At 46.8% G+C, this 3,228-nt stretch carries 7 protein-coding genes; 2 read left to right on the top strand and 5 right to left on the bottom strand.

The window, feature by feature from the left end:
* Window positions 1-87: 87 nt before the first annotated feature.
* Window positions 88-306 (bottom strand): hypothetical protein, encoded by a 219-nt coding sequence (locus ADA01nite_RS08810; protein WP_146809585.1) that lies wholly within the window; start codon window positions 304-306, stop codon window positions 88-90.
* A 347-nt stretch (window positions 307-653) separates the two neighbouring features.
* Between ADA01nite_RS08810 and ADA01nite_RS08805 the strand changes: the two genes are divergently transcribed.
* Both ADA01nite_RS08805 and ADA01nite_RS21990 read left to right on the top strand, forming a co-directional pair.
* Complete coding sequence (locus ADA01nite_RS08805) at window positions 654-905, top strand: AbrB/MazE/SpoVT family DNA-binding domain-containing protein (protein ID WP_174760599.1); 252 nt, start codon at window positions 654-656, stop codon at window positions 903-905.
* A gap of 130 nt (window positions 906-1,035) precedes the next feature.
* A complete protein-coding gene (locus tag ADA01nite_RS21990; RefSeq protein ID WP_170230206.1) occupies window positions 1,036-1,179 on the top strand; it encodes a hypothetical protein in 144 nt (47 codons plus the stop codon).
* A 209-nt stretch (window positions 1,180-1,388) separates the two neighbouring features.
* Here ADA01nite_RS21990 and ADA01nite_RS08800 read toward each other — a convergent pair whose 3' ends face one another.
* The 4 genes from ADA01nite_RS08800 to ADA01nite_RS21985 form a co-directional block, all read right to left on the bottom strand.
* Entirely contained in the window at window positions 1,389-1,727 is a 339-nt protein-coding gene (locus ADA01nite_RS08800; protein WP_146809584.1) for a DUF1360 domain-containing protein, read from the bottom strand.
* Between the two features lie 223 nt (window positions 1,728-1,950).
* On the bottom strand, window positions 1,951-2,343 hold the full coding sequence (locus tag ADA01nite_RS08795; protein ID WP_281285999.1) for a M67 family metallopeptidase: 393 nt from the start codon (window positions 2,341-2,343) through the stop codon (window positions 1,951-1,953).
* Window positions 2,344-2,371: 28 nt separating this feature from the next.
* Window positions 2,372-2,623, bottom strand: coding sequence for a hypothetical protein (locus ADA01nite_RS08790; protein WP_146809582.1), 252 nt, complete (start codon window positions 2,621-2,623; stop codon window positions 2,372-2,374).
* A 102-nt stretch (window positions 2,624-2,725) separates the two neighbouring features.
* A partial coding sequence (locus ADA01nite_RS21985; RefSeq protein WP_170230205.1) for a hypothetical protein occupies window positions 2,726-3,228 on the bottom strand: 503 nt, incomplete at its 5' end.

Genomic DNA, 3,228 nt, shown 5'->3' with positions numbered 1-3,228 from the left:
CTTCTCCTCTTTTTTTCCTCAATGATTTTCACAGAAAAAAGACGGAGCGGGATACCGTGGTATCTCTTGCTCCGTCTTTTTTGTCGGCTAGTTCACCCATTCCGACACGGTTTGCTTTGCTTCTTCCAATTCACTTTCATGTACGTAAATGGCCGATTGCTTCTTCACAAAAGAACGAATCCCCTTTTCTTCCAATCGCCGTTGCATCGCCTGCAAACGAAAGTCGTTTCGGTCGAGAAATACTACGACCCAGCCGTCATCCCGCTTCGGTGAACTGTTTAGCATATCACGCAGTTTCTTGAACATATCGATTGTCACCACCTCTAAGATGTATACATTCATGCAGATATAACATTCGAAGTGTGAACGCATCTTTTGACCAAGAGAAACGAGCAAAGGGTTTGCCTGTTGTTTTGCCTGTAATGTCCAATGTAGTACAGAAAGGAACATAGTTATCATGCCATGCTTCGCCGGGAAGGACAATGTGTGAAAAGTCCTGACGTATTCGAACACTATAAGATACATCTATTCAAGTAAAAGGGACTATTACCAATTCCATGCAATATTTGCACTGTTAATTAATTGCAGACTTGATAGAATTAAGTAAGAAGATAGTCAACAATGTAGATGACGAAGACTAGGAGGTTATGAAAATGGCAATGAAAGCAACCGGTGTGGTACGGAAAGTAGATGAGCTGGGCAGGGTGGTCATTCCCATTGAACTGCGCCGTAATTTAGGGATAGCGGAGAAGGATGGTCTGGAAATTTTTGTGGATGATGAGAAGATTATTTTGAAGCGTTATGCCCCGGCCTGCATCTTCTGCGATTCAGCAGAGAACATCAGCAGTTACCGCGGCCGCAATATTTGCCAGAGCTGCCTAACGAACCTGAAAACAATCGAATAGTATGAAAAGGTGAAAGGGGCCGGAATCGAAAAAGATTCCGGCCCTGTTCTTATGCCTGTGAGGATACACCCTTGTCTGCGAATATGCATACATTACACTACGTGTGTGATATAAAAATGGAGGGAGACGCATGACGGTAAAGAGTAAATATACAGGTGAGAAAGTAGTGAAGATACCGGGTATAGAAAGTGTGGGTAAATCCCTGGCGGTTTCTAGGAAGAAGGGCGGCAAATCAGGGGGCTGTGGCTGTGGTAAGCGGAGATCAAAAAAATAAACGGAAGAGCCGAACGCGAAACATAGTGCGTCCGGCTCTTTTTTTGGTATAGGAAAGTATATTTCGCTTTACAGTGATAAAGCAACATATACTTTCCCTCCATTCGTAAGCGAGAAAAAACTCGCGAGGCGTGTGCCAAACGTTCCTTTTTCCTTGTGGAGCGTGTGAAGCGGAGGGAGACAAAGACCGGCAACGACCGCGAGTTTTTCTCATATTTTTGTCTCGATAACAGCAGCGGCGCCGGCGATAGCCAGTACAAGCAGCAGCAGGAAGGACTCGGGAACAAACACGTAAAGAGCGACGATCAGCGCGGCCGCCCAGATGCCGGTACACCAATAGCAGCTCAAAAGCGAGCCGATAGAGGCCCTGAGCCCTTTGCCTTTTACCTCTACGTGACGAATTTCGTCCCCGTCCGGGGTCTCTTCATATGTGACGGTAAGGAACGGACGGCGCAAAAATGCGGTAATTTCATCAAATACAATAAGATGAGTGAGGCGAAATGACGCCAGCACCAGCACGACAAGGTGCAGCCAGGATAGCTCCGGCAAGCGGGCACCTCCTTTCCAAGAGAGTTGCAAGCAGTGGTCCATGTTGTATTGTATGCTTGTCACCCTGACAAGTACGTATAAAAAAGAATAGAGGGCTGCAGGGTGGTCATTCCGATTGAACTGCGACGCAATTTAGGGATCATGGAGAGGGATGGTCTGGAAATTTCCGTGAATGAAGAAAACCGGCATTTGGTAAGCCGGTTTTTTCATGTAAAAGAAATAGTTACGTGATGACGGTTTGCCACGGCCAAACTGTTACCTGCCGATTTTGAATGCGGAAGCAACCGATTTCAGGGCTTTTGCCGGAAAGCGAGACAATGATGTACGCGGCGTCGGGGTAAGCGGCGTATGCAATGTCGAGATGGGAGGGGTAAGGAGGCGCCGTGGGATGGGAATGGTAAATTCCGATCAACTCTTCCCCCTTCTTTTTCATTTCGCCAAAGACGGCCTCGATTTGTTTCGTGTCCATAGCGAAGGAAATCGGGCTTTTTTCCACATTATCCATTGTCCATAACGTCGTTGCCCGCCAATCTTTCCCGGACAGAAGACCGCAGGCTTCATAAGGGAGTTGTACAATACAATGATGCAGCATTTTTCGTCGTACCTGCTCCGTCACTAAAAAAGGACATGAGGTTGCAAGGGGGTTAGCTTTGTCTGCCGCAGCAGCTTTTAGGGCGGATGGTGAGTGTATTGGATTGAATCTGAGAAGGTACGGCGGATTGGGTTTGTGACCGTTTGAAACAGCACCCTCCACGCCGTGCTGGCTGTTGAACGGTCTGATGTCGCACCGTAGATGACGGCTGGGCAGGTGGACGATCTACCACATGTCCGGGCCAGTGGGAGACAGGCATGCTTTTTCTTCTTTCATAAAGGGCCCGCAGCTCGTCTTTCGTCATTGATAAATCCCTTCTTTCAATTAAAAATGGTGTATTCCAATTACTAGTATATTTATGTCCTGTCATTTTAAATGGTCACCTTCTTGAGAAAGAATGGGTGTGCTATTGATTTTTAAATGGATTAAAGGTCGATGATTGAGAAGGAAATTGGGGTGTATGATGCTGGCGCATAAACGCATTGGATGCGTTCTGATATTTAGAACTAGGAGCAGCAGTCTGCCCGGAAACTGATGTTGACTTGTTTTTAAATGGATTAATCGGAGAGCTCCCGCGCCTCTGATTCGGGTATGGAAGCGGATAATCCAGAGTCGGAGGAGCCAGACAATCGACTTCCTCGGTCGCTCGTCTCATCCAAACGACTACTTCTTCAGGTAACTGTTTAGGAGCATTGATTTTGGGCGTCGGTTGTGCCGGTTGTCTTTGCTGCATAGGTACAGTGCCGCTCTCATGGGTGCTTTCTCTTCTTTCTGCTGCAGATGCGCTGGCAGTGCACAGTGGTTCCGCTTGAGCCGCTTGTTCGGTTAATTGTTTTATATTTTGTTCGTATTGCTCTATTTTTTGTTGGCATTGCTTGATGATTTCATCCTTTTGTTGAAGATTGTGCA

It is taken from the genome of Aneurinibacillus danicus (assembly GCF_007991215.1).
Lineage (GTDB): Bacteria > Bacillota > Bacilli > Aneurinibacillales > Aneurinibacillaceae > Aneurinibacillus > Aneurinibacillus danicus.
This window is presented reverse-complemented; position numbering and strand designations above follow the sequence as displayed.